Below are 23,413 nucleotides of genomic sequence, written 5' to 3'. Positions count from 1 at the left end.
ATTAGCGCCTGTCGAAGTAGTAACTGATCGGGAAAAACGCCATGGTCGGGCGCCCACTCCAGATCAGCCACTTGATAACAAAATTGGGGTGTACCCCCAGTGCGTAGAGTTCGTCCCGGTCGCTGCGGAGCAGGGCTTCACGCTGTGCCTTGGGAATATCAAAGCGCTCGAACAGTGATTCGGGGCCGCTTTTCAACAGTTGGCGGTCATGCGGCGTCGCGACCAGGTGTTCCACCAGCCGGTGGATAGCCTGCGGCGCAGGGGGACGTTGCTCAGCCTGTGTCACGATGCAAGCTCCATCGCGGCGAATCGCAGGACGATGTCGCAGAAGTCGTCGGTATGTTCGATCATGGCCCAGTGGCCACAGTGAGGCACGATATAGCCCCAACTGTTATCAAACAGCTCCAGAAACCGCACGGCGCGCGCAACGGGCGATACGCCGTCGTCCTTGCCATTCACCACCAGCACCGGCTGCTTGATGGTGGTCAGCAGCGCCTGGTCAAAGTTCAGCGTGCCCTTGCGGGTCTCGGCAACGATGGCAGCCAGCGCCGCTTTGGTGTCGGGGTCAATGGTCAGTTCATAGCGGTACTGCACCAATTCCTCCGGCGGCTGATAGCCCGGCGCGGTGAGTCCGGCAATAACGCGGCGCATACCTTCAACGGTGAAGTCGTAGTTCAGGTTGTGCATCAGTTGTGGGGAGGCGCGCTCGGGAATCGGCAACCCGGCGCTGCCCATCAGTACCAGGCGCTGTGTGCGCTCGGGCTTGATGAGCGTGGCGCCAATGGCGGCCGCGCCACCCATGGAGTTGCCCACCAGGATCACATCATCGAGCCCCATGGCATCGATAAAATCGCTGATGTGGCGGTTGCGTCCCGGCTGGTCGTAGACATAGGTATCGGGCGACGGTTTGTCGCTGCGGCCAAAGCCCACCATGTCCGGGGCGATCACCCGAAAATGCTGCGATAAAATCGGGAAGCAGTCCCGCCAGTTGCCGTAGGCATCTGCGCCGGCACCGCCGCCGTGAATGAGCAGCATGACCGGCCCACTGCCTACATCGTAGTAGTGGGTAGTGATGCCGCCCGCATCGATAAAGCGTGATTCAAGATTCATGCTGCCTCTCACTTAGGGTGATATCGCGAACTGACTCAGCGCAGGTCGTCCGGGGTTTGAATGCCACGGTTGCGGCGGCTGGCAAGTCGTCGCCACTCCAGCATGCTGGAGTCCGGCTCGCAGAGCATTTCATCGACCCAGCCGTAATCGTCGGCGTAGAACGGTTCGGTGACTTCCCGAGCCCAGATGTCGTCGCCGTTAAAACCGTCAAGGCCGTGGGGCTTCCACACCGCTTCAAATTCGTTGGCGAACTCCACGCGGTCCTCTTCGGTTTCGACTTTGCAGCCGATGGTTTGCAGGTAAATGTGACGACCCGCGTCGATGGGTACATACCATTCAAACTGGGTGAGGCCCGGTCCGGGGAAGCCGTCGACTTTCAGCACGCCGGGCAACCAGATAGAGGTGCCGCTGGACGCGGAGGTGCCCTCAACTTTGTTGTGGCGGGGGCCGCGCACGACGATGCGGTCATCAATCACGCCTTCCCACACCGGGTGGTGTTTCGAGAAGTCATCTTCCACACCTTGCGGGCCGCCCTCGTTTTCCACCAAGGTGATGGCACCGGGGTTGGCGGTATGGCCGATGGGGAAGTTGAAGTCGCGATAGTGGCGCAGGGTCGTGTCTTTATGAATAAAGATGTGGAGCGTATCGAAACCGTTCTCACAGCCCAGGCGCCAGTTAGAGTTCACATCGCGATGTTTGCCCAGCACCATCAGGTCGTCGTCGAGGAAGCCGGGGGGAACATCCTGCTCCAGCGGCGGCAGTGGGTCCATGTCGCCGATAAAGACGAAAATCAGCCCCTTGGCTTCCTGCACGGGAAAGCTTTGAATGCCGCGTTTGCCGATCAGTTTGCTGTCGGGGCAGGCCAGAATATTGACCAGCTCGCCGGTCTGCCAGCGGTAGGTGTAGCCGTGATACCAGCAGGTGATCGTGTCTTTGGTGTAACAGTCGGGCTTGCGAGATAGCGGCACACCGCGGTGCAGGCAGCGGTCGCGAATGGCAAAGACTTCGCCATCAATACGACGCAGCATCAGCGGTTCGCCCAGCACTTTTACAGTGAGCATTTCGCCTTCGGCGAGTTCGCGGGAAAAGCGCACGGGATACCAGTGATTACGAAAGCCCAGCTTGGCTTCGTAATAGTCCCGCCAGTCGCCTACCATCTCGGCGACGTCTTCGCGGACGCCCTCAGGTACTTCTCTTTGCTCACTCATCACTCTCTCCTGATTTGCTTAAGAACGATCGGGCTCAAGGCCCAAAAGTCACTTCTACCTCGCCGATGCCGGCGACGCTGGCGACCACGTGGTCACCGTTTTGAATAGGGGCCATGGGGCCTAGCGCGCCGGTCAGAATGATCTCTCCGGCGCGCAGGGGCTTGCCCAGCTCTCGCGCTTTGCGGGCCAGCCACACGGCGGCGTTCAGGGGGCCGCCGAGACAGTCGCGACCGAAGCCGCTGGAAGCCGATGTCCCGTTAATGGTCATGGTCATGGCGCAGCCGTTCAGGTCGACGCCGTCCAGTCGGCGGGCAGGGCCGCCGAGCACCAGCACGCCTGATGAAGCATTGTCGGAAATGGTGTCCACAATATTGATGTCCCAGTCGGCAATGCGGCTGTCGACAATCTCCAGTGCCGGAAGCACCCAGTCGGTGGCGGCAATGACGTCGGCGATCGTCAGTTGCTCGCCGGACAAATCCTGTTTCAGCAGCAGGGCAATCTCTGCCTCGATGCGGGGCTGTTGAAGTCGGCCTACCGACACGCACTCGCCGCTGCCGTACACCATGTCGGCAAACAGTTGGCCGAAATCCGGCTCGCTAACACCCAGTTGCTGTTGCACCGCTTTCGAAGTGAGACCGATCTTTCGACCGACCGGACGGCGACCGTCTGCGACCCACTGTGTCACTTGCGCCTGCTGCACGGCATAAGCGCTGGCCACATCACCTGCCTCAAACCGGTCGCGAATCGGGGCAACCGGCGTGGTTTGGTAGGCCTCCATCAGGAGCTGTGCTGTGCTGTCGATCATTCGTGGTTTGCCTTGCGCTGTGGGTCAGTATTGATCTCACCTTATAATATTGTATGACAATATTTCAATAGTATTTTTCGGTGCTCAGCAAATACGCTTCCAGGCGCGACTTCAATTGTTCGGGGTCTCGCTGTTCCGCAAGGGCGCAGGCAAGCAGCAGCCGGAGCTTGCGGGCATCCAGATCGCCGCCGCCGATAACACCGGCCTCGGCGAGTCGTGCGCCGGACTGATAGGTGGGGCTGACACCCCCGGCGCAATGGGAAGCCGAGGCAAAAACGACATCGCTTTCGCCGTGCGCCTCGATCAGCTCGGCAATGCTCGCCGGGACATTGCCACTGCCGAGCGTTTGCAGCACCAGACCAGACGGTCGCATCGTCATGGCGAGCTTGAGCAGCTCGGCAGTGGCGCCGAGATAAATGGGGAGAATCAGCACGTCGGGCGCGGGTAGCTGGCGTTGCCAGGGCGTGTGACGGGGCAGCGGTCGACCGAGAGCGATACCCCGATCGGTGATTCGCCCCAGTCGCCCTTTGGGCTCCCGCGCCGTAAAGGCGGTCAAGGCCGCGCTGTTGGCTTTAATTGCATAACGGGCGGCGAGGATTTCTCCGGCGAAAACCACCGTCACGCCGTGAGCGGCGGCATCGGGCATCGCGGCCAGATGCAGGGCGTCGAGCAGATTGCGGTGGCCGTCATAGCCGGCGTGTTCGGGGGCGCGCTGGGCTCCAGTGAAAACCACAGGCTTGCCGCCGTCGTGCGACAGGTCACACAGGAACGCGGTTTCCTCAAGGGTGTCGGTGCCGTGTGTCACCACGACACCAGCGACATCGTCCTGATGCACCGCGTCCAGTGCGGCCCCGGCAATGGCGCTGGCTTGATTCAGACTGAGGTCTTCACTCAGTCCGCGATAAACCGTTTTTTCTCTTACCGCCAGCGGCAAGCTGTCCAGGTTTACACCTGCCAGTAGCGAGTGACCGGCGCCCTCAAGAACACCTTGGTCGTTGCTCTTGGAGGTAATTGTGCCGCCGGCATTGATGAGCTGCAGATAGCGCATGGCTCGTTTTCCCGTTCGTCGATGATCGTCAGCGATCGCGTATTGACCAAAATAACTTTGTATGACAATAATACATAAAGTTAACTCGATAGGAAGGCTTTTTTGATGAGCAACTCTGAAATTTTGGCGGTAGATGCCGGTATTCGTTTGTGCGATGTGGACGGTTTTGTTGCTGGCGAGATGCGCCGCTTTCATCCGGAGGGCATGGATGCGATCGTGGTGTGTAATCTCGACGGGGAGTTCTACGCGGTGGATGACGACTGCACCCACGCCATTGCGTCACTGTCGGAAGGGCGCTTCGAAGACGGTCTGGTGATTTGTCCGGTTCACGGCGGCAGCTTTGATGTGAAAACCGGCGAGGCGATGAAGCGCCCCTGCCGCAAACCCTTGCGCACTTGGCCGGTCAGCATTATTAATGATGCCGTATGGATTAATGCCAGTGAGCGCTGATCAGCGCCCCACGGCATAGGCCTGCATCAGGCGCGGCGTTGCCGCTGCACTGAGCAGGCCGTCTGCATCCCGGCTCGCCGCTGTCAGTCGACCCGCTGACCAGGCCGGGGCAATACGCAGGTCGTGACCCAGCCGACGCAGCTCTTCAATCATCTCGCTCCCCATATTTTCCTCTACCACTGCAACGCCGCTCATCGCCTCACGGGGATAGAACGATGCCGGGGCGTGCAGGCTGTGGAACAGCGGCATGTCGATGGCCTGCTGCAGGGGAATACTGTGATCGATATGCCGCAGCAGCAAGAGCAGTTGCCACTGGTCCTGCTGGTCGCCGCCAGGGGTGCCGCAGATCAGTGCCGGGCGACCCTCGCGGAGGGCGAGGGTGGGCGTGAGCGTATTGCGGGTGCGTTTGCCCGGTGCCAGGCTGCTGGGCAGGCCCGGCTCCAGCCAGAACATCTGGGCGCGGGTATTCAGGGCAAAACCGAGTCCGGGCAGCGTGGGCGACGACTGCGGCCAGCCCCCGGAAGGGGTTGCCGAGACCATATTGCCGTAGCGGTCGATAATATCGACGTGCACCGTATCGCCCGGCTTGGTGGTCGATTGCAGGTGGGCCATAGTCGGCTCGCCAATGCCCAGACCGGCGGCCTCGTCGGTCGCTTCCCGCACTTGTGCCAGTGCGCGTTGTACCTGTTCCTCAAAACCGTTTACCACGCCCGGTTGAAGCTGTTGGGAGGCGCGCGGCGTAATCAGTTTGCGGCGCTCGGCCGCATAGTCATCGCTCAGCAATTGCGCCAGCGGCACGTCGACAAAATTCGGGTCGCCGTAATAGGCCTCCCGGTCGGCCATGGCGAGCTTGATGGCCTCCAGTGTCAGGTGTGCAAACTCGGCGCCATTCGGATCCAGTGACTGAATGTCGTAGCCCGACAACAGCGACAGTGCCTGAAGCATCACCGGGCCCTGTGCCCAGGGGCCGGTTTTGCAGATCGTCCAGCCCCGATAGTTGTAACTCACCGGGGTTTCGTAATGGGCCTCCCAGGCGGCCATATCGTCGCCGGTGAGCAGACCGCCGTGGCAGTCGCCGCTGGAATCCATCAATGACTGCGTGCGGCAGAAATGGTCGATTTGTTCCGCGACAAACCCTTGCGACCAGGCGCGCCGTGCACGATCAATGCGCTGCTCTCGCGATCCGTTTCCGGCTTCCTTGAGGATGCGACGCCAGGTGGCGGCGAGTGTGGGGTTGCGGAACAGTTTTCCCGCTTTCGGCGCCTGCCCGTTTGGCAGCCACACCGGGCCGGAGGAGGGCCATTCGTTCTGAAATATCGGTGCCACTTCCTCCAGTGCGCGCGCGGCGCCGGGCAACAGTGGGTGTCCGGCCTCTGCATAGTGAATGGCCGGTTCCAGAACGTCTTTCAGATCGAAACTGCCGTGATCGCGAAGCAGCAATAGCCAGGCATCGAAGGCGCCGGGAACGACCGCCGACATCAGCCCCGAGCCGGGCACCAGATCCATTCCCTGACGTTTAAAAGCTTCTATCGTGGCCGCGGCGGGCGCAACGCCCTGGCCGCAGAGCACACTGGGGCTGTCGGCGCCTGCCGCATGAAACAGAATGGGGACTTCTCCCGCAGGTCCGCACAAATGGGGTTCGACGATCTGCAGGGTAAAGCCCGCCGCCACGGCGGCATCGAAGGCATTGCCGCCACGCTCCAGAATGGACATACCCACCGATGACACAATCCAGTGGGTGGAGGCGACGACACCGAAGGTGCCACGGATTTCGGGACGGGTGGTAAACATCGGAGGCCCTCGGTGTGTCAGCTTGATGGAGGCGTGGTATCGGCGGCTAGTCTTTCAGGTGGCGCTCCCGGTTATCGAACAGGGATTGATCGGTAAAGCCCGCCGTTTCGGGCTGGCCGCGACCGAGCATGACCTGCAGATATACCGGCTCATCAGTTTCGTTGATATAGCCGTGAATCACGCCGGGCGGGCAGGAGATCATTTCCCAGGGCTCTAGCTCTTCCGACAGGCGGTTGCCTTCCTCATCTTCAATAAATACTACGCAGCGCCCCTGCAGTACGAAGAAAATTTCCTCAACCTCATGGGTATGTGGTGCATTCGCCTGACCGGGTGGCACCAGCATAATCGATACCGTGAAGTTTCCGGCGGGCACAATGGTGTCGTCACTGTGCTTACCCGACGCACCGGCGCCCACAAAGCGATGCTGTGCGCGGCGGTAGCCGTCGATGTTGGCGTCGGCAAAGGCGTCCCAGTCGGGGCTGCGGTCTTTGAAGCGGGCGACATAGCGCTTCATGATGTCGTCCAGCGAGGCGTCTTTCAGTTCGGGGGGGCGGGGGTGTCTGGCTGTAGCCATGGTCAGTACCTCTCAATTCACTCTCGGGTCAGGGGGTCGCGTTGGCATCATTAAGGCTGTCGATCATGCAGGAGCGACGAATAAACGCGTCGTGCAGCGCCGGGGTTTCTGACTGATGGCGGATGGCGGCCAGCTTCTCGGCGCGGAGTACCGGGTCGCGTTCGCCGAGGGTTTCCTTGTTCTGAATGCTCTGGGCCTGCACATAGTCGATTTGCCCTTTCCGCCGTTGCCGGGTGTAGTGTGCGAACAGCGGCGAGTAATCCGCGCCGTCAAACCATACCTGCCGGAGCTTGTCGGCGAGATTGATGGCGTCATGAATACCGCCGTTCATGCCCATGCCCCCCACCGGGTTGTTCACATGAGCCGCATCACCGGCCAGCAGAACGCGCCCCTTATCAAAGGTCGCCGCCACGCGTTGATGAACGTGATACAGCGCAACGGTCACAATGTCGTAGGGCTGCGCTGAGGGGCAGAATTTCTGCAGCTTGGCCTCCAGCGCTTCCGGTGCCAGCAGCTCTTCCTCGGTCTGCTCGGGGCGGGTGGGGCTGACGGAGCGCCACATTCCCTCGCCGTCGGGACCTCGCGCCTTAAACAGGTTCATCCACTCGTCGGGGTCGGAAAAGTAGTTGCGATTGCTAATGTCGGCGTCGAGCTGGAAAAAGTCGAAACGCGTGTCGATCTTGATAAAACGTTCCGGCCAGGTGAAGCCTTCAAAGTCGATATCCATTAGCTTGCGCACGGTGCTGCGTCCGCCATCGCTGCCGACCAGAAACCGCCCGCGTATGTCTTCCTGCTCGCCATCGGCATTGCGTACCGAGGCGCAGACACCATTGTCATCCTGGGTAATACCCAGCAACTGCGTCGACATGCGGACGTTGGCGCCACTGTCCTTTTCCAGCAGGTCCAGAACCGCAAACACAATCTTGTACTGTTCCCACTGAAGCACATAGGGGTGGGCAGGCGGCGTCTGCATCGCGCCGATATCGAACTTGCCGATCAGCTCGCCGGTTACGCGATCCAGGTAATGGAAAACCGGGGATACCAGCCCTTCCTCCAGGCCAATCGGCAGCAGCCCCAGATCGTCGAGCATGGCAACAGTCGGCGGGTGGCAGGAGGCTGCCCGACAATCAATTTCCGGTTCGTCGAGTGCCTCAATCAGGCAGACGGGAATATCCATCTTGCGCAATGCGAGGGCGAGTACGGCACCTACCGGCCCTGCTCCAACAATAATGACCTGATCAGTGTGGGCCATAACAACTCTCTCCCGAATGTACAGTTGAGGCCAATGTAGCACCTTGTGATATTGTATGACAATATTATTGAGTGATATATTGATTCGGCAAGGCAGAGGCGCCCCGCAGTCGTCGGGAAGCTCTGTCGCAGTGGGATGGCATTGAATGGAGAGTGCTGGCGGTATGGCGAAGAAATTGAAAGCGGCGATCATCGGGCCGGGAAACATCGGTACCGACCTGTTGATGAAAGCGCTGCGCAGCGAGTGGATCGAGCCGGTGTGGATGGTTGGCGTCGAGGAGTCAGAGGGTATTAAGCGGGCGCAGCAATATGGCCTGAAGGTATCCACCTCCGGCATCGAAGGCTTGCTGCCCTCGGTGGTGGATGACGATATTCGCATCGCTTTCGATGCCACCTCCGCATACGTCCATGCCGAGCACAGCGAAAAGCTGAATGCGCTGGGGGTGATCATGATCGACCTGACCCCGGCGGCGATTGGTCCTTACTGCGTGCCCCCGGTCAATCTGTCTGAGCACGCCGGCAACCTGGCGATGAACGTGAATATGGTCACCTGCGGCGGGCAGGCCACCATTCCTATGGTGGCCGCCATCTCCGCGGTGCAGGCCGTCGACTACGGTGAAATTGTCGCCACGGTCAGCTCGCGGTCAGTCGGGCCGGGCACGCGCCGAAATATCGATGAATTCACCCGCACCACCGCCTCTGCCATCGAAAGCGTTGGCGGCGCCAAACAGGGCAAAGCCATCATCATTATCAATCCTGCGGAACCGCCTTTGCTGATGCGCGACACCGTGCACTGCCTCACGGCTGAGGCACCTGACGAAGCGGCCATTACTGCGTCCGTGAAGCGCATGGTGGCGGAAGTGCAGCGCTATGTGCCGGGCTATCGTCTGGTGAACGGGCCGGTGTTTGACGGCAATCGCGTCAGCGCTTTTCTGGAGGTGGAAGGCCTCGGCGACTTCCTGCCCAACTACGCGGGCAACCTGGACATTATGACGGCCGCCGGGCTGAGAACGGCAGAAATGTTTGCCGAGTCCGTCGACGAAAACACTCTACAGCTCCCCCCGCGCTGAACAATGACCCGAGGTATTGCAATGAATCTACACGGTAAGCAGGTGGTCCTGCACGACATGTGTCTGCGTGACGGTATGCACCCGAAACAGCACCAGATTTCTATCGAAGAAATGCTCAGCATTGCCAGTGGGCTGGATGCGGCTGGCGTACCCTTGATCGAAGTGACCCACGGCGACGGTTTGGGCGGTAACTCGGTAAACTATGGCTTCGCCGCGCACAGCGACGAAGCGTACTTGAGTGCCGTCATCCCGGCGATGAAAAACGCCCGTATTTCGGCGCTGTTGTTGCCGGGGATTGGTACCGTCGATCACCTGAACATGGCCCATGAACTGGGCGTGTCGACAATCCGGGTCGCAACCCATTGCACAGAAGCCGATGTGTCCCAGCAGCATATCGCCGCCGCAAGGGAGAAGGGCATGGACACCGTCGGTTTTCTGATGATGGCGCATATGCTCGATGCCCAGTCGCTGCTTGAACAGGCGAAACTGATGGAATCCTATGGCGCCAACTGTATCTACTGCACCGATTCCGCTGGTTACATGCTGCCCGACGAGGTCAGCAGTAAAATACAGTGTCTGCGCGAAGGGCTGAACGCCGACACAGAGATTGGCTTTCACGGCCACAACAACCTCAGCATGGGCGTCGCAAACTCCGTCGCTGCCATCGCTGCGGGCGCCGTCCGCATCGACGGTTCAGCGGCAGGACTGGGCGCCGGTGCGGGCAATACCCCGCTGGAGGTGCTGGTCGCTGTCCTGAGTCGCATGGGTGTTGAGTCGGGGATTGATCTATACCGAATCATGGACGTTGCCGAAGACCTTGTGCTGCCCATGATGAACCATCCGGTGCGTATCGACCGGGATGCACTGACTCTCGGCTATGCCGGTGTCTACAGTTCTTTTCTGCTATTCGCCAAGCGTGCCGAGAAAAAATACGGCGTGTCCGCGCGGGATCTGCTGGTGGAACTCGGCCGCCGGGGGACCGTTGGCGGCCAGGAGGATTTGATCGAAGACCTCGCCATTACCCTGTCCAGGGCGTGACGCAGTCATTGTCCGCAGCGTTCATGTGCTGCGGGCAATGTCTGTCTATTATTAGCAGCATTCAGTGGCGTCAATGTGTTCGTAAAATGCCGTCGACACATCGCGATCCATTTCATATTTTGCGTCTACAAAAACTGCTCTACTAGCTGCCGGTTCTGCTCGGTGATCGCGATGATCACGCAGTACGGCGGCTTCCTAATAATGGCAGCGATATCAAGAGACGAAAAACATGAGCGTAAACGTGATCGGTGCGGGCTTTGGCCGTACAGGCACCATGAGTATGAAGGCGGCGCTGGAACAACTGGGCTTTGGCCCCTGTTATCACATGGTGGAATGCCTGCCGCGCGGGCCACAACATTGGCAGCACTGGGTCGATGCCCTGACCGGACAGCCAGACTGGGCGGCCACATTTGAAGGCTTTCACTCCACGGTCGATTTTCCCGCCTGCACCAGCTACAAGGCGCTGGCCGACGCCTACCCCGACGCCAAGGTGATTCTCACCGTGCGCGATCCCGAGCAGTGGTTTGCCTCTACGCAGGAGACCATCTTTGCACCCCACTGGATCGACTACTTGCGCAGCGTCGAACTCGGGCGCTTTATGCAGCTCACCATCAACGACTACTTCGACGACCGCATGCACGACAAAGCGCATCTGATTCAGCGCTATCAGCAGCACATCGACGAGGTAAAACACGTGATACCAGCATCGCGCCTGCTCGTCTTCAACGTCGCCGAAGGCTGGGAGCCCCTGTGCCGCTTCCTAAATGTGCCGGTCCCAGACAGCGACTTCCCGCGTATTAACGATGCCGAAGCCACCAAAGACATCATCAATCAAATCATCCAACACGGCCCCGAGGTCGTGTTCGGCTACGACGGCGTGAAATAAACGCTGTTAACCAGCAAGGCGGGCGCGCCGCCTGCCTTGCTGCCGTCCAATGGCTTTCAATTTACCGTGCACTTGCTATAGTCAAAGGACGATGAAATCCAAAGACGGATTTCCACTGTGAATACGGCACGCTTTTCCAATTCCTCCCCGGAAAAGCCCAATTAAAACAGGCGCATAGGGACATGAAGCCAGGATATATAAGACCCCCTCGTTATCCCAATAACCGTGCGCGCGCGGTTATTTTTTTGTGGAAAGTGATTCACCAGAGTGAATGTCCAATTATTTCAATGGCTTGGATGTGCAAGGGGGAAAGTGTATTCAGGGCAAACCGAGCGCGCTTGTTATTAAGATGTTATGAGCCTTAGGCCTACGCAAGGAAGCAAAAATTATGCACTGGGCATTTAGGAAAGATCACATTGAAAATTGGTTCAAATGGTTGGAATGGGTGACCTTAACCGCCGCTATTGGAGCAGCATATTGGGAAACAAAGAGTAACTGGGTTCTACCAATCGTTCTTCTTAGTTTTGCGTATGTTTGGCACACAGCAATGTGTGGATCGGGCTATGTTTTAGGTGCGGCTTTATCCGGGTTCAATCTTGAAAAAAATACTATCGAAAATGTCGCGCGCATCTTAGGTTCATTCATTGTTCTATTTGCGTTTCTGGTTCTTGTATTACTATTCATTGGGTTGTTTAAACTTGGCGGCTCATAACAAGTGCAAGCATTCGCTCCCTGCGGTCGCTGGGACGCCCAATACGCTGCGCTTTTTTGTGCGCCCATGTTGCAGGCGTTATATTTCTAGGGAAGCTATGCAACGTATTCTACTTATTTTCGTACTGATTTACTCCACAATTTCTCAAGCGGGGGAACCTACGGAAGAAGAACTTCGTGCCACAACACAGTTCTATATGGAGGCTGCAAAGAAAGGTGACGCAAGCGCTCAGTTAATGGTATCTCAAGCTTATTGGAACGGCTGGGGCCTTTCTCGGCACGAAGATATATCAATGAGATGGCTAAAGAAGTCTGTTGCCCAAGATTATCCCCCAGCAATTTTTGATCTTGGCTATAGAACTCTTTATGGGACTGGCGTCCCCAAGAATACTGAAGAGGCCTTATCTATACTAGAACGGGCATCTGAAATGGGTAATACAGATGCGAAAGTGCTCCTCGGAAGTTATTACCTCAACTTAACTTTTGACCATAAAATCATAGACGCCAAAAAGGGCGAAAAGTATCTTCTTTCGGCTGTCGAGCATGGTGATTCCAATGGAATGTTGCAGCTCGGCATGATGTATATGTATGGCTTAGAGCCCGGCGCTAATTTAGATGCGAATATACAAAAGGACAAGGTTAAATTTTGGCTCACAGGAGCAGCTGAAGAATTAAACTTGAATGCGATGTTGGCGCTTGCTGAATTCTATTCAGATCGCTCTCATCAAAACCTCGATCCTGAGAGTGCTTATTTTTGGTTGTACGCGGTTAAGCAATTGACTGGCAATATTCCAGATGGTTTGGCCAGATTTGAACTGGCTCTGAGTGCTGCTACGCGATCTAAAGTGCATGATCGGGTAGCTGGGTGGATCGAAAAATATAACAAGCAAAGGCAACCGACGCTATAAAGCAGTGCGGCTGCTTTTGGCGTTATGTGTACGCTATGACCTCAGGATAATTTTATGGAAAAGGAACTAATCGAGATAGCTATCTCACCGTTGGAAAAGTGGTATTACATTGCGACGTACGTTATAGCATCTGTCGCCGTCTTAAGCCTCCACCTTTCCGTTCGATCTTCCAGAAAAGTGAGTGAGGCATTAACTACAGTTCAGCGAGGACTTATTTCGCTGACCGACCCCTTGATAAAACTTGTTGATCATAAGTGGGCCATGGATTCTGAGGTGCTAAGCTGTGAAAGCCCACCTATCGGCATTTTTCTCTATTATAAAAATATGTCGAATGTTCCAGTCCTAGTCGAGAATAGCGATTTTAAAGTTTGGTATGGTGAAAAGTATTTGGACGATGTTGTTACAAAGATTGAACATCAGGAAGACGGCACTCAGATACTGGCTCCCGGTGAGGTATTGCAGTCCGGGACTATCCAGAAGGAACTTTTCAACAAGTACTTAAGCAGCCCCAAAAGCCCAATGGAGAGGCCGAATATTGTGGTTCTACTAGAGATTAATTTCAGCTCTCTCGTAACTAGAGAATCGTACAAATATACAGTGAAGCAAGAAGTTTTTTTCAGTTGCGCTCAACCTGATTTTCATGGGGGGCGAACAATATATGAAAATCTCGAAAAAAACACATAACAAGAAAAGGCAGTGCGACGCCAAAAAGCGGCGAGCCTGCTTTTGGCGTTATAAGGATACTCAATGAGCGGATGCCGGGACTACGGATTTTCGGAATCTACATCCTTTAGATTCCTATGTCTGACAGATGCCCAAGCAGCAGAATTGTCGAAAGCGATTTCTGGCGCTGAGTGTCGAAAAGGGAAAGATAACTCGTTTAATGTCGGTGTGGTCGAGCTTCGAGAAGAGGTCATAGGCTCAATCATAAGTTTTTATCGGCTTAACGATGTGGCTCTAAAAGATTGCGATATTTTCTTGTCCTTAACCACGGAAAGCGATTCAGAAATCTGGGAGGCTCCAAAATTGGTGAATGAAATCCTTCGAACCGTTGATTGCCGGTTAACCTTCTCATTCACATGTATTTAAGCAAGCCCTATAACAAGAGCGGGCAGTTGCCGCTGAAAAACGCGGCGGGACATTCAAAAAGCTGCGCTTTTTTGTCTGCCCCTGCCGCAGGGCGTTATAAGCTCTAAGGAAATCCATGCAGATCGAATGTCCATCTTGCGCTACAGACAATAAAATTGAGTTTGGTGAGAATATTGTTTGTAGCGAATGCAAAGAGTCATTTGCAGGTCACTCTTATAAGAAATTTAAGAAGCCGCTTTTGTCGGCTACAGCTGCTCTATTTATTGGCGCATTCGGAGCTTATAAAGCAGACCAAATATTCTTTGAGGATCAACGGTACCCGATTAATGTTGAATATGAACTTATAGATAGTTGTGTAAACTCGTCGCGCATACTAATGAACTCTTACCGACAAGCTGAAAAAACTCAGGTTTGTGTATGTGCATTAGAAAAAACAATGGAAGTGATCAGTTACAAAGAGCTAAAGAAAAGCGAGTCAGAGTTTCTGACTCGCTTTAGAAGCAGTCTGACTAGCTGCAATTAGTTACTTTCCTTTTGGAGGGTTATTGCCTCGCCCACCTCCAGAAGGCTTACCGGTTGTGCTTGGGCCGTTGGGTGGGCGAGTTGAACCAGATTGGCTTGCTGCAGATTGCGCTCTTGCAGCAAAAGAACCTTTCGGGACGACTCCACCGTTTGATTTAGCTGTCGCTGACTGAATTCGAGCAGCAGCGGCTTTTGACATTGATTTGGACATAGTAATCTCCATAGTTCAATAAAAATTGTCCCCGCTGGGACATTGACAATGCTAGGGGTTAAGAAAAGACAAATGGGGACAAAACCTGAATATCATGAGCTTTTGTTGCAAATAAAAGGTCTGATAGCTGAGCTAGGATGGACTCAGAATAGGCTTGCTCGAATTTTGTACAGCGAATTGCATGAGTGGGATGACGAAGACGAAATCTGTAGGTTTCAAGAGAAGCTTAAAAAGGAGCTTCAACGACCGACAACAAAAGCAGATAGGCTGAAGGTATATCTTGATGTGATGGTTAGGCATCCTGAAGCGCAAAAGCTGGATGTGGTTATGAATAGATATATACCTCAAGAATCAATTAGTTCTACCCTAAGTAAGGGCATGAAAGATATATCTTCTGAAATCGACAACGCTTATAACAAAGCGTTGCACCGGACAAGGCGGTGAACGCGGCGTTAGGTGTTGTTTGTGGTCAAGAAGCTGCTGTTCGTCACTGTTGCGATTCTCGTCATTGGAGCAGGCTCGCTCGTGTACTTTGCTGCTCCCTATGTCGCAACTCCAAAGTTAGTTGTGAAAAACGAATCGGACATCAGCGTCGAAGTCACTGCGCATTGGAGGGAGCAAAGCAAAAGCCTTGGCAACATTCCGGCAGGTAGCGAGCGAGTGTTCGAGGTAAACGATGAAGCAGCAATGGAGTTTCGGGCTGTCTATCCGAACGGTCTGGTTATTACCAGCAGCCCTGCAGTGTACTTTACGTCAGGCACAACGGTTATCGCAGTGGTTACTGAATCTGCCGTCGAGGTCAGCACTGAGCTGTGAACCAAACACCTAAAAAGATACTAGGGTCAGGTTTTTCCTCGAGCGCTTTCTAGACGAAATAACGCCAGTTTTGTAGTTGAGGCACGGTGAAAGACTTGACCCCATTTCCCCTAAGTTGTCGGCAAGACAAATGATTAAAGAAGTCCTGATGGACGCTGATAATAAGTATGGCGTAAAGGGAGAGGTTTTTATGATTCGTAGCTTGCTATGTGTTGTCTTGCTGTGTCTGTCGGCCTGCGCTGGGCCAAATCCGAATCCCGGTGAACGTACGGTCGACATTGCGTGGGAGCGTAGCGATTACAATACGATATTTCGTATTCTTCGTCCTGCCGCCGAGCGAGGAGAGCCTTGGGCTCAGTTGCGTATGGGCGTGGCCTATGAACTTGGGGTGGGCGTGGAGAAGGATATTCCGACGGCGATCAAATGGTATTCGCTGGCTGCGGCGCAGGAGGCGGAAGGTAATTGGGCGAATGGTCTGCTTGTCGGTGCGGTGGGTAAGGCGGGTTATTTTAATCGGAATAGCGATGCCTTGGTTGCACGTTATCAACTGGCAAATATTTACCTGAGTGGAGACAGTGTAAGCCCAGATGCAAGAAAGGCGCTGGAGTTGGCCCGGTATGTCTCAGAGAAGTCGGAAGGTGGGGATATTTTCTATTGCTGCGAGTCCTCGGGTGGCCGATATATCACTCAGCAGCAGATTGCGACGACTCTGGCTGCGGCGCAAGCGGCACAATAGCCCACCAACTATCGTAGCGTCAGTAGAGGTTGTAGATTAGTCAGGACGAGTGCTTGCTTTGGCTGGGCATTCGCAGATAAGTCGGACTTCATTGAAGTAATGAATATTAAACGCATTGTTAATTTCGTTGTGATACTCGCGTTGGCGGCTTGCTCAAAGTCGCCTTGGTACGAGTGCCAATGGCGCGTCGTATCCGCCAAGTTTCCCGGTGTCAGTGCCGTGGGTGTCGACGATATCGAGCCTTTACTTGGACAAGTGGGGACGATTTCAAATGCAGCACTGACGCTTGGTAATAGGCAATGTGATGCGCCAGCGCTTTCTGTGATGCAAGTGGATAGGGCGGCATTTGAGTTTGATTATCGGCTAAGGTTTTCGGCATTGGGTTTTGAAGGTGAATCGCTGTCGATGCTGCGTGCAGAGTGTGCCGGTTCGGCCGTGCATCCGTTTTCTACACTCATCCACAATAACGGGCTGACCTACAGTATTTGGGAAGGCGCGTTTGTGGAGCTGGAGCGGCCTTAGCCTTTGTTGGGCGTGAGCGCCGAGTATCCCTTTTTCCTCACGGAGTCCGGAGATGGCTATGTGGCTGAAGGCGGTGGTGGTTTGGTTTGGCATTCTGCTTCTCGCGATGGCCAATGGTCTGTTTCGCGAAGCGGTGCTGATTCCCCAATTTGGCGCGCACGCTGGGCTACCGCTCAGCGGTGTGCTGCTGTCGCTGTTGATTTTATTGGTCGCGTTTCTGAGTTTGCCGTGGATAAAGCCGGGGCAGAGCCTTGCCTGCTGGCGTCTCGGTCTCGTCTGGCTGCTGATGACCCTGCTGTTCGAGTTCAGTTTTGGCTGGTGGCAGGGTAAGAACGCAGAGGAGTTGCTGGCTGCCTACCGGCTGGAGGGCGGGAATCTCTGGCTGTTGGTGCTGTTGACGACGCTGCTGGCGCCGAGAGTTGCCCTGGCTGTACGTGGTCGCTTTGCCTGATTCGCCACTGAGGTATTTCCCCTTGTTCTGCAGTGCGTTATTAACGGGCTGAGCGCTGTGTCATTGTCCCGTCGGTATTCTGTGCTAGCGTAGTCACATAATTATTCTTGGGGGAGTCACTATGAAAGCGCTGGATGTTGCGACATCGGTCTTTGCCAGTTCCAGCCGTGCCTGGCGTGGTACGGCGGCCTTTAATGGGGCGCAAAAAAAGCCCGAAAAGCTGCTGAAGCTCTATGAGTTTGAAGCCTGTCCTTTTTGTCGGCTGGTGCGCGAAGTGCTGTCGGAGCTGGATCTGGATGCGATGGTTTATCCCTGCCCCAAAGGCGGGATGCGTTTTCGCACCGAGGCGCTGGATTTAACCGGCAAGAGTCAGTTCCCGCTGCTGGAAGATCCGAATACCGGCGTGGTGTTGCAGGAGTCGGCAGACATTATCGACTACCTGTATGCGGAGTACGGCGATGGGCGAAAGGCACCGCGTGGTGTTCGTCGCGCGGCCCAGTTGCTGGGCTCGCATGTTGCCACCGGCTGGCGTTCCTTGCCTGCCACGCGTGGTTTGAGTGCCCGCGATTCGGTGGCGCCCGCTAAACCGCTGGAGTTGTACAGTTTCGAGTCCAGTCCGTATGCCCGGCTAGTGCGCGAGCGCCTGTGCGAGCTGGAGCTTCCCTATCATTTGCGCAATTTTGCCAAGTCGCGCTGGCAGGAAATGGGGCCGCCAGTCGTGCGCGAAAAATTCTTTCCCGATGCGCCGATCACCAGCGACAACCGCTGCCGCCTGTTTGAGTTGACCGGGCGCAGTCAGGTGCCGTATCTGGTGGACCCGAATACCGGTGTGGCGATGTTTGAGTCGGCGGATATTCTGGCGTATCTGGATCAGGAGTACGCCGCCTGAGTATGGCTTGCTGACGACGGCTTAGCGCCTTGGTATCCCGTCGCGCAATTAATGCTTGCGCGCTCAAACGGCGCTGCCTTATAGTGCTTTTCAATCTGAATTTCTGAATGTATTGCCATGCAAAATTGTTGGGCCCCGAAGATGTCTGTCGTCGCTCGCGCCGTTGTGCGCGTGGCGCGATGGCGTGCGGCCCGGAGATGATGCAGCGTTAAACAGCAGATTTCTTTTCAAAGGCCGCGGACAGTTCTCCCGCGGCCTTTGTCGTTCTGGCCTTGGAAAACTGTCCTCTCCCCAAAACGTGTAGGGGAAAATACAGGGACACCATCATGTTTGTGAAATTGACCTATCTGTTGGTCATCTTCATTTGGGCGACCACGCCACTGTCGATCAAGCTAGGGGGCGATACCCTCAGCCCGATGGCCGCACTCAGCCTGCGTATTGCACTCGCCTTTATGGTGGGCAGCGCGGTGTGCACACTGTTTGGTCTGGCGGGGCTGTCGGTACGCCGCAATGGCAAACTGTATTTCGCGGCGTCGATCAGTCTGTTCCCGAATATGGCGCTGGTATACATGGCGACACAACACATCAGTTCGGGGCTGGTGTCCCTGCTGTTTGGTCTGTCGCCGTTCTTCACGCTGTTACTGGCTAAACCCATTCTCGGCGAGAACCTGATTCGGCCCCGCAAGCTGCTGGCACTGAGTATTGCCGCGCTGGGACTGGGCTGTATTGTTTTCGATAAAGCGGCGCTTAGCGGTGATGGCCTGACCGGAATCGGCTTAATGCTGGTATCCAATATATTGTTTTCCGGCAGTGCGCTATGGGTGAAAAAGCTCAATGCCGAGTTGAGTGTGCCGCCCTTCGAGCAAGCCTTGGGCGCGATGGCTTTTGCTTTGCCCGGTATGTTGCTGAGCTGGGTCTTTGTGGTGGGGGTGGAACCGATTGTATTCAGTCCGGTATCGCTGGCATCGCTGCTGTATCTGGCGCTGTTTGCTTCGCTGGTGGGCTTCGCGGCGTATTACTTTATTCTGCGGGAAATGAGTGTGGAGGCCGTGTCGCTCATTCCGCTGATTACCCCGGTATTGGCAATGACGGCGGGCGTACTGGTCAATGACGAGCAGGTCTCTACCGGCATGTTTGTCGGTGCGGGAATGATCCTGTTCGGGCTGGCAATCCATTCGGAGTTTAATCCGCTGCGACTGCTCCGGCGGCAGGAAACGGCTCTGGCCGCGGTGAAGGAATAAGCGGCATGAAGGTGATCCCTCGAATGACGGATCACCTTCGTTCGGTCTGCCTAGAACAGGTCTTCGAGTGCGTCAATAACCACGCCGGTAGCGGTGCTGATCAGCAGTACATCCGTACCCACGCGGACTAATTTCTGGCCTTCGGGCGTACGGCCCAGTTCGTGAAGCAGGGCATGAGGCAAATCGTAGTAGCGCACATCGTCGGGCAGACGGTGGCCGCGCTGCCACTGTTTAGCCTGTCCCGGCGGCTGGCAGCCGTTGCCTTTTTTCGCCAGTCCGGGAGGGCATTTGCCGCTGCGCGCGGTGTCGCTGTAATACTGGCGGATGTCGCTGGTACGACGGTCGCTGAAGTAGCGGCCTCCATCGTAGTGGCTCTGCTTGCCTTGTTTCATCGCATGGCCGGGCGGTGTTTGCTTGCCGCTGTTCCCCGCACCTTCTGGCGGCTTGGCAAAGGCAGCGCCGCTTCCGAAAACGACAGTGCTGACGAGCAGCAATAGTGTGCGTTTGTAGGTTTTCATCATGCATTCCCCATTTGTTATTACGCTGGAGCGGTGCGGCCGTGGCCGCGCCGTTGTGTAATAGATATCACTAAAAGGGAGGATGTTCCGGTTGGTTGAGGAGCAATAGGCTAAAGTACGAAGCGGTTCTCATCCTCTTACAATAACAGGGAACAGATTATGGCACTGAGTGAAACGGCCCTGCGCGAGCTGGCTGACAAGTTGATTCGCGCGCACCGGCAGGCTGACGAGACGAATGAGTGGACGTTTTTCGTCGACGAGCTATACGACCGCGACTGCATTTATACCTGCGAGTATGCGGGGACCATGAATGTGACGGCGCGCGGGACGGAAGAGATTAAAGCCACGCATTATGGCCGCGATATGCAGAAGGGCTGGGAAGCGTGGACCTTTCCCTATGCGGGCGTCTATGTGGGAACCGACAACCGGATTATCACCCACTGGATGAATCGCGGACCTGGCCGACGAGACAATGGCGAGTTTTTCGAAACGCCGGGCGTATCGTTTATTACCTTTAGCGACGGCGGGAAAATTATCCATCAGCTGGATATGTTTGATCTCGCGCATCAGATGCATTTGTGTGATGAACTGGAGGCGCAGGGGCTGTTGTCGCCGGAGTTGAAGAACAACTGGGTGCTGCCGATGAAGCAGAAGCTGGCCGCCATGCTCGACGCATAGCGGCACTGCGTGTGACTGATGAAATATTGTCTCGCTAGAATTGCGCGATCAGCCCGGCACCCAGTAGAATCGCGTCTTCTTCGATGCGGGTGACTTCGAGCTCGATGCGGAATATTTCCCCGCGAAACCCTGCACCGATACCGGCACTGAAGCCGGTGTCGGATTCGTTGATGTTCTCATTCTCGTAGTCAAACGCGATTTCCTCTTCTAGCCAGCCCGCTTTGACTTTGAAATAGACTTCGCCCTCTGTTCGGTAGGCGAAGTAGGCGGCGGTGGTGTCCACATCGAAATCATAGCTGCTGCCACCAAAGGGTTCGGTCAGCGAGCCTTCCCCGCTGTTGCGTTCAAGCTCAATGGCCCAGCCGCCGAAGTTGTATCCGAGAACGAAGCCGGTCATTGCCGGGTCGTCTACCTCGTAGCCAGCATCAATGTCGAGCCGACCGATTTTGGCGCCGAGATAGGGGCCGCTCTCCGCCGCGGAGGTTTCTGCCACGGCGGGCATGGCGGATGCGAGAATAAGCCCTGAGGTCAGAGCAAACGGAATAAGGGATTTCATACACAGTTCCTTGTGGGGATAACGTCCTTGGAGCAGAAATAATGTGCCATTCGCGCGCCGAGGGCAATGACTTTCCGCCACTGCCCTCAGTCGCCGAAAAGGTGCTTTATAGCTGGTAGATCAGGCCGAAGCTGAGCAGGTTGGCATCGTTGTCCACTTTGCTGAATTCCCCTTCAATGCGGAAGTTGTCGAGGCGGATACCGACGCCAACGCCCATGGAGAATTCGGTTTCACTTTCGTCGGTCTGTCCCATCCCCGTGATGTCGGCTTCCACTTCCGATCTGACGGCACCCGCGCGGGCCTTGAGGTAGGCCGGCCCCGGAGTGCGGTAGGCAACAAACAGGCCCAGCGTGTCTGCGTCGTAACTGCCGGTATTGCCGAGAATATTGATGTCGCCATCGCCGGTATTGTATTCGGCTTCCACCGATACGCCGTTAAAGCCGAGACCATAGCCCACCAACACGCCGACCGTATCGGCGTTTTGTATGCCGTCCACGTCGACTTTGAGTTTGCCGAGTTGCCCGCCGACATAGAGCCCGAGGTCGGTTTCGGCGGGAGATTCATAGTCTGCCAGCGCCGGGAGTGAGCTGGCGAGCAGGCAGGCGGAGAGCAGTGTGGGCAGGGAGCGGTGCTTCATAACGTATTCCTTTTAGAATTATTAGATGCTTGGAGCATAGTCGCAAAATCTGGCGAATGCGAGAGTCTGGCTCAGTGACGTCGTGCGGGTTCAGAGACGCAGACCGGCGTCGAAACACTGGCGATGGAGCGGGTCCTGAAAGTCGGGATGGGCGATGGCGATCAGTGCTCTGGCGCGCTCGCGCAGGCTGCATCCGCGCAGCGAGGCGACACCGAATTCGGTAACAACATGATCGATTTGCGCGCGTGAGGTGACCACGCCAGCGCCGGGGCTGAGCTGGGTGACCAGTCTGGAGACGGTGCCGCCCGCCGCGGTGGCGGGCAGGGCGATAATGGACCGACCGCCTTTGGAGAGCTGTGCTCCGGTGACAAAGTCGACTTGCCCGCCAAAGCCGGAATAAATACGGCTACCAATGGAGTCGGCGCAGACCTGGCCACTGAGGTCGATTTGAATGGCGCTGTTAATCGACACCGCCTGGGGGTTTTTTCTGATGACCGCCGGGTTGTTCACTTCTTCGATATCGGTGAAGGCAATATCGGTATTGTCGTCGACAAAGTCGTAGAGGGCGTTGCTGCCGAGGACAAAACCGGTGACGAGCTTGCCGCGCTGAACCACCTTGTTGCGATTGGTGATCACGCCGCGCTCGATGAGCGGGAGGATACCGTCGGCAAACATCTCGGTGTGGATGCCCAGATTGTCGTGCTGCTGCAGAAAATGCAGCGCAGCGTCGGGGATGGCGCCAATGCCGGTTTGCAGGCAGTCACCGTTTTCGACCAGTTCGGCCACATGCCGACCGATACGAAGATGAACCTCGTTCAAGGTGGCGGGAGGGTGTTCGGGTAATGCACTGTCGATTTCTACCGCATAGTCGATATCGCAATAGGGAATGCAGGCGTCGCCGTGGGTGCGAGGCATGCGGGGGTTGATCTGGGCGATGATCGTTTTGGCGACGTCACAAGCCGCGCGGGTGGCTTCCACCGATACCCCCAGCGAACAGTTGCCGTGGCGGTCGGGCGGCGAGACCTGGATCAAGGCCACATCCACCGGCTGCACTTTCTGCCGGAACAGGCGCGGAATTTCCGAGAGAAAGATGGGCACGTAATCGGCGCGCCCGTTGTTGACCAGTTCGCGCATTTCCTTGCCGACAAAAAAACAGCGGTTGCGCAGATGACCGTCCAGCGCCGCTGCGCACAGGGCATCGGCGTGTTCGAGGTGCAGTTGCATCAGCGTGAGGTCTTGCAGCGACAGGGCCTTTTCCGCCAGGGCTTCCAGCAAGCGGTAGGGCGTTGCGGCCATGGAGTGGCACCACAGCGTATCGCCGGATTTAAGAATGTTGAGTGCGTCCTGTGCGGTGTTGCAGAGTTCCGTCATGACGGCTGAACCTCAGAGAGTGGGGCGCTGTTGAAAGCCGGTCACTGGCTCCGGCTCGGCGGGCGTGGCGGTAACAGATTCAACGCGGGCTTTGGGGGAGCCGTCATGGCAGGCTGCGATTAAGGCGTCGACCTGATCTGCGGGGCCATAGACCAGTGCTTCCACGCTGCCGTCCTGACGGTTGCGCACCCAGCCATTCAGGCCCAGCGCTTTGGCCTGCCCGACGGTCCAGCGGCGATACCACACTCCCTGGACCTTACCGGTGATACGGAGCTGCACACACTTCATGACTGTCTCCCTGATAAGGAAATGCTATTGTGTCGCAT

General features: G+C 56.2%; 29 protein-coding genes. 16 read left to right on the top strand and 13 right to left on the bottom strand.

From position 1 onward, the window contains the following. Position 1: 1 nt before the first annotated feature. From G411_RS0105645 to G411_RS19500, 5 genes are all read right to left on the bottom strand, one after another. Positions 2–286, bottom strand: coding sequence for a hypothetical protein (locus tag G411_RS0105645; RefSeq protein ID WP_022958204.1), 285 nt, complete (start codon positions 284–286; stop codon positions 2–4). Then, positions 283–1,110, bottom strand: coding sequence for an alpha/beta fold hydrolase (locus G411_RS0105640; RefSeq protein WP_022958203.1), 828 nt, complete (start codon positions 1,108–1,110; stop codon positions 283–285). The genes G411_RS0105645 and G411_RS0105640 overlap by 4 nt, the downstream gene beginning before the upstream one ends. Before the next feature lie 35 nt (positions 1,111–1,145). Continuing rightward, complete coding sequence (locus tag G411_RS0105635; RefSeq protein WP_022958202.1) at positions 1,146–2,318, bottom strand: Rieske 2Fe-2S domain-containing protein; 1,173 nt, start codon at positions 2,316–2,318, stop codon at positions 1,146–1,148. Between the two features lie 34 nt (positions 2,319–2,352). Then, complete coding sequence (locus tag G411_RS0105630; protein ID WP_022958201.1) at positions 2,353–3,123, bottom strand: 2-keto-4-pentenoate hydratase; 771 nt, start codon at positions 3,121–3,123, stop codon at positions 2,353–2,355. Between the two features lie 64 nt (positions 3,124–3,187). Beyond that, the gene (locus tag G411_RS19500; protein WP_022958200.1) at positions 3,188–4,171 is read right to left on the bottom strand and encodes an asparaginase; all 984 of its coding nucleotides are present in this window, start codon (positions 4,169–4,171) and stop codon (positions 3,188–3,190) included. Positions 4,172–4,276: 105 nt separating this feature from the next. Between G411_RS19500 and G411_RS0105620 the strand changes: the two genes are divergently transcribed. Continuing rightward, positions 4,277–4,621 (top strand): non-heme iron oxygenase ferredoxin subunit, encoded by a 345-nt coding sequence (locus tag G411_RS0105620; protein WP_022958199.1) that lies wholly within the window; start codon positions 4,277–4,279, stop codon positions 4,619–4,621. Here the strand turns inward: G411_RS0105620 and G411_RS0105615 are convergent, their stop codons facing one another. The 3 genes from G411_RS0105615 to G411_RS0105605 are packed head-to-tail and all read right to left on the bottom strand — an operon-like array spanning position 4,622 to position 8,238. Further along, entirely contained in the window at positions 4,622–6,412 is a 1,791-nt protein-coding gene (locus G411_RS0105615) for a gamma-glutamyltransferase family protein (RefSeq protein ID WP_022958198.1), read from the bottom strand. Between the two features lie 46 nt (positions 6,413–6,458). Continuing rightward, positions 6,459–6,986, bottom strand: coding sequence for a cupin domain-containing protein (locus G411_RS0105610; RefSeq protein WP_022958197.1), 528 nt, complete (start codon positions 6,984–6,986; stop codon positions 6,459–6,461). Between the two features lie 28 nt (positions 6,987–7,014). Next, positions 7,015–8,238, bottom strand: a complete 1,224-nt coding sequence (locus tag G411_RS0105605; protein ID WP_022958196.1) for an FAD-dependent oxidoreductase — start codon at positions 8,236–8,238, stop codon at positions 7,015–7,017. Positions 8,239–8,401: 163 nt separating this feature from the next. Here G411_RS0105605 and G411_RS0105600 point away from each other — a divergent pair, with 163 nt between their 5' ends. The 14 genes from G411_RS0105600 to G411_RS19490 all read left to right on the top strand — a co-directional run bounded on the left by G411_RS0105600 (position 8,402) and on the right by G411_RS19490 (position 19,327). After that, complete coding sequence (locus G411_RS0105600; protein WP_022958195.1) at positions 8,402–9,307, top strand: acetaldehyde dehydrogenase (acetylating); 906 nt, start codon at positions 8,402–8,404, stop codon at positions 9,305–9,307. A 21-nt stretch (positions 9,308–9,328) separates the two neighbouring features. Further along, a complete protein-coding gene (gene dmpG / locus G411_RS0105595) occupies positions 9,329–10,345 on the top strand; it encodes a 4-hydroxy-2-oxovalerate aldolase (protein ID WP_022958194.1) in 1,017 nt (338 codons plus the stop codon). Positions 10,346–10,574: 229 nt separating this feature from the next. After that, the gene (locus tag G411_RS19495; protein WP_022958193.1) at positions 10,575–11,231 is read left to right on the top strand and encodes a sulfotransferase family protein; all 657 of its coding nucleotides are present in this window, start codon (positions 10,575–10,577) and stop codon (positions 11,229–11,231) included. A gap of 388 nt (positions 11,232–11,619) precedes the next feature. Next, positions 11,620–11,943, top strand: a complete 324-nt coding sequence (locus tag G411_RS0105585) for a hypothetical protein (protein WP_022958192.1) — start codon at positions 11,620–11,622, stop codon at positions 11,941–11,943. Positions 11,944–12,040: 97 nt separating this feature from the next. Continuing rightward, entirely contained in the window at positions 12,041–12,850 is an 810-nt protein-coding gene (locus G411_RS0105580) for a tetratricopeptide repeat protein (protein WP_022958191.1), read from the top strand. A 54-nt stretch (positions 12,851–12,904) separates the two neighbouring features. Further along, positions 12,905–13,534 (top strand): hypothetical protein, encoded by a 630-nt coding sequence (locus G411_RS0105575; protein WP_022958190.1) that lies wholly within the window; start codon positions 12,905–12,907, stop codon positions 13,532–13,534. 520 nt (positions 13,535–14,054) lie between these two features. Further along, positions 14,055–14,462: a hypothetical protein gene (locus G411_RS0105570; RefSeq protein WP_022958189.1), complete on the top strand. Its 408-nt coding sequence runs from the start codon at positions 14,055–14,057 to the stop codon at positions 14,460–14,462. A gap of 258 nt (positions 14,463–14,720) precedes the next feature. Then, on the top strand, positions 14,721–15,116 hold the full coding sequence (locus G411_RS0105565; protein ID WP_245542366.1) for a hypothetical protein: 396 nt from the start codon (positions 14,721–14,723) through the stop codon (positions 15,114–15,116). Positions 15,117–15,137: 21 nt separating this feature from the next. After that, positions 15,138–15,488, top strand: coding sequence for a hypothetical protein (locus G411_RS0105560; RefSeq protein WP_028968177.1), 351 nt, complete (start codon positions 15,138–15,140; stop codon positions 15,486–15,488). 190 nt (positions 15,489–15,678) lie between these two features. Then, positions 15,679–16,224: a tetratricopeptide repeat protein gene (locus tag G411_RS0105555; RefSeq protein WP_084495459.1), complete on the top strand. Its 546-nt coding sequence runs from the start codon at positions 15,679–15,681 to the stop codon at positions 16,222–16,224. Between the two features lie 99 nt (positions 16,225–16,323). Then, complete coding sequence (locus G411_RS0105550; RefSeq protein WP_022958185.1) at positions 16,324–16,746, top strand: hypothetical protein; 423 nt, start codon at positions 16,324–16,326, stop codon at positions 16,744–16,746. 52 nt (positions 16,747–16,798) lie between these two features. Continuing rightward, positions 16,799–17,197 carry a hypothetical protein gene (locus G411_RS0105545; RefSeq protein WP_028968175.1) on the top strand — a complete coding sequence of 133 codons (399 nt, stop codon included), beginning with the start codon at positions 16,799–16,801 and terminating at the stop codon, positions 17,195–17,197. 121 nt (positions 17,198–17,318) lie between these two features. Next, positions 17,319–18,086, top strand: coding sequence for a glutathione S-transferase N-terminal domain-containing protein (locus G411_RS0105540; protein WP_022958183.1), 768 nt, complete (start codon positions 17,319–17,321; stop codon positions 18,084–18,086). Positions 18,087–18,412: 326 nt separating this feature from the next. After that, positions 18,413–19,327: a DMT family transporter gene (locus G411_RS19490; protein ID WP_022958182.1), complete on the top strand. Its 915-nt coding sequence runs from the start codon at positions 18,413–18,415 to the stop codon at positions 19,325–19,327. Positions 19,328–19,377: 50 nt separating this feature from the next. Here the strand turns inward: G411_RS19490 and G411_RS0105530 are convergent, their stop codons facing one another. Next, complete coding sequence (locus tag G411_RS0105530) at positions 19,378–19,848, bottom strand: RcnB family protein (RefSeq protein WP_084495305.1); 471 nt, start codon at positions 19,846–19,848, stop codon at positions 19,378–19,380. 156 nt (positions 19,849–20,004) lie between these two features. On the opposite strand from G411_RS0105530, the gene G411_RS0105525 reads away from it, so the two are divergent. Next, positions 20,005–20,523 carry a nuclear transport factor 2-like protein gene (locus G411_RS0105525; protein WP_022958180.1) on the top strand — a complete coding sequence of 173 codons (519 nt, stop codon included), beginning with the start codon at positions 20,005–20,007 and terminating at the stop codon, positions 20,521–20,523. A 34-nt stretch (positions 20,524–20,557) separates the two neighbouring features. Here the strand turns inward: G411_RS0105525 and G411_RS0105520 are convergent, their stop codons facing one another. From G411_RS0105520 to G411_RS0105505, 4 genes are all read right to left on the bottom strand, one after another. Further along, positions 20,558–21,079, bottom strand: a complete 522-nt coding sequence (locus tag G411_RS0105520) for an outer membrane beta-barrel protein (protein ID WP_022958179.1) — start codon at positions 21,077–21,079, stop codon at positions 20,558–20,560. 106 nt (positions 21,080–21,185) lie between these two features. Then, on the bottom strand, positions 21,186–21,716 hold the full coding sequence (locus G411_RS0105515) for a porin family protein (protein WP_022958178.1): 531 nt from the start codon (positions 21,714–21,716) through the stop codon (positions 21,186–21,188). A 90-nt stretch (positions 21,717–21,806) separates the two neighbouring features. Beyond that, the gene (locus G411_RS0105510; protein ID WP_022958177.1) at positions 21,807–23,087 is read right to left on the bottom strand and encodes an acetyl-CoA hydrolase/transferase family protein; all 1,281 of its coding nucleotides are present in this window, start codon (positions 23,085–23,087) and stop codon (positions 21,807–21,809) included. A 12-nt stretch (positions 23,088–23,099) separates the two neighbouring features. Then, positions 23,100–23,375 (bottom strand): acylphosphatase, encoded by a 276-nt coding sequence (locus G411_RS0105505; protein WP_022958176.1) that lies wholly within the window; start codon positions 23,373–23,375, stop codon positions 23,100–23,102. Positions 23,376–23,413: the final 38 nt, after the last annotated feature.

Origin of the sequence: Spongiibacter tropicus DSM 19543, assembly GCF_000420325.1 — a bacterium.
In the GTDB taxonomy this organism is placed as follows: domain Bacteria; phylum Pseudomonadota; class Gammaproteobacteria; order Pseudomonadales; family Spongiibacteraceae; genus Spongiibacter; species Spongiibacter tropicus.
This window is presented reverse-complemented; position numbering and strand designations above follow the sequence as displayed.

Coding starts and splice junctions, on each gene's coding strand:
- G411_RS0105620 (WP_022958199.1), top strand. CDS start 4,277: ATGAGCAACTCTGAAATTTTGGCGGTAGATGCCGGTATTCGTTTGTGC.
- G411_RS0105520 (WP_022958179.1), bottom strand. CDS start 21,079: ATGAAATCCCTTATTCCGTTTGCTCTGACCTCAGGGCTTATTCTCGCA.
- G411_RS0105585 (WP_022958192.1), top strand. CDS start 11,620: ATGCACTGGGCATTTAGGAAAGATCACATTGAAAATTGGTTCAAATGG.
- G411_RS19490 (WP_022958182.1), top strand. CDS start 18,413: ATGTTTGTGAAATTGACCTATCTGTTGGTCATCTTCATTTGGGCGACC.
- G411_RS0105580 (WP_022958191.1), top strand. CDS start 12,041: ATGCAACGTATTCTACTTATTTTCGTACTGATTTACTCCACAATTTCT.
- G411_RS0105600 (WP_022958195.1), top strand. CDS start 8,402: ATGGCGAAGAAATTGAAAGCGGCGATCATCGGGCCGGGAAACATCGGT.
- G411_RS0105525 (WP_022958180.1), top strand. CDS start 20,005: ATGGCACTGAGTGAAACGGCCCTGCGCGAGCTGGCTGACAAGTTGATT.
- dmpG (WP_022958194.1), top strand. CDS start 9,329: ATGAATCTACACGGTAAGCAGGTGGTCCTGCACGACATGTGTCTGCGT.
- G411_RS0105555 (WP_084495459.1), top strand. CDS start 15,679: ATGATTCGTAGCTTGCTATGTGTTGTCTTGCTGTGTCTGTCGGCCTGC.
- G411_RS0105550 (WP_022958185.1), top strand. CDS start 16,324: ATGAATATTAAACGCATTGTTAATTTCGTTGTGATACTCGCGTTGGCG.
- G411_RS19495 (WP_022958193.1), top strand. CDS start 10,575: ATGAGCGTAAACGTGATCGGTGCGGGCTTTGGCCGTACAGGCACCATG.
- G411_RS0105530 (WP_084495305.1), bottom strand. CDS start 19,848: ATGATGAAAACCTACAAACGCACACTATTGCTGCTCGTCAGCACTGTC.
- G411_RS0105510 (WP_022958177.1), bottom strand. CDS start 23,087: ATGACGGAACTCTGCAACACCGCACAGGACGCACTCAACATTCTTAAA.
- G411_RS0105605 (WP_022958196.1), bottom strand. CDS start 8,238: ATGGCCCACACTGATCAGGTCATTATTGTTGGAGCAGGGCCGGTAGGT.
- G411_RS0105640 (WP_022958203.1), bottom strand. CDS start 1,110: ATGAATCTTGAATCACGCTTTATCGATGCGGGCGGCATCACTACCCAC.
- G411_RS0105575 (WP_022958190.1), top strand. CDS start 12,905: ATGGAAAAGGAACTAATCGAGATAGCTATCTCACCGTTGGAAAAGTGG.
- G411_RS0105515 (WP_022958178.1), bottom strand. CDS start 21,716: ATGAAGCACCGCTCCCTGCCCACACTGCTCTCCGCCTGCCTGCTCGCC.
- G411_RS0105540 (WP_022958183.1), top strand. CDS start 17,319: ATGAAAGCGCTGGATGTTGCGACATCGGTCTTTGCCAGTTCCAGCCGT.
- G411_RS0105630 (WP_022958201.1), bottom strand. CDS start 3,123: ATGATCGACAGCACAGCACAGCTCCTGATGGAGGCCTACCAAACCACG.
- G411_RS0105505 (WP_022958176.1), bottom strand. CDS start 23,375: ATGAAGTGTGTGCAGCTCCGTATCACCGGTAAGGTCCAGGGAGTGTGG.
- G411_RS0105565 (WP_245542366.1), top strand. CDS start 14,721: ATGCTAGGGGTTAAGAAAAGACAAATGGGGACAAAACCTGAATATCAT.
- G411_RS0105615 (WP_022958198.1), bottom strand. CDS start 6,412: ATGTTTACCACCCGTCCCGAAATCCGTGGCACCTTCGGTGTCGTCGCC.
- G411_RS0105635 (WP_022958202.1), bottom strand. CDS start 2,318: ATGAGTGAGCAAAGAGAAGTACCTGAGGGCGTCCGCGAAGACGTCGCC.
- G411_RS0105545 (WP_028968175.1), top strand. CDS start 16,799: ATGGCTATGTGGCTGAAGGCGGTGGTGGTTTGGTTTGGCATTCTGCTT.
- G411_RS0105610 (WP_022958197.1), bottom strand. CDS start 6,986: ATGGCTACAGCCAGACACCCCCGCCCCCCCGAACTGAAAGACGCCTCG.
- G411_RS19500 (WP_022958200.1), bottom strand. CDS start 4,171: ATGCGCTATCTGCAGCTCATCAATGCCGGCGGCACAATTACCTCCAAG.
- G411_RS0105570 (WP_022958189.1), top strand. CDS start 14,055: ATGCAGATCGAATGTCCATCTTGCGCTACAGACAATAAAATTGAGTTT.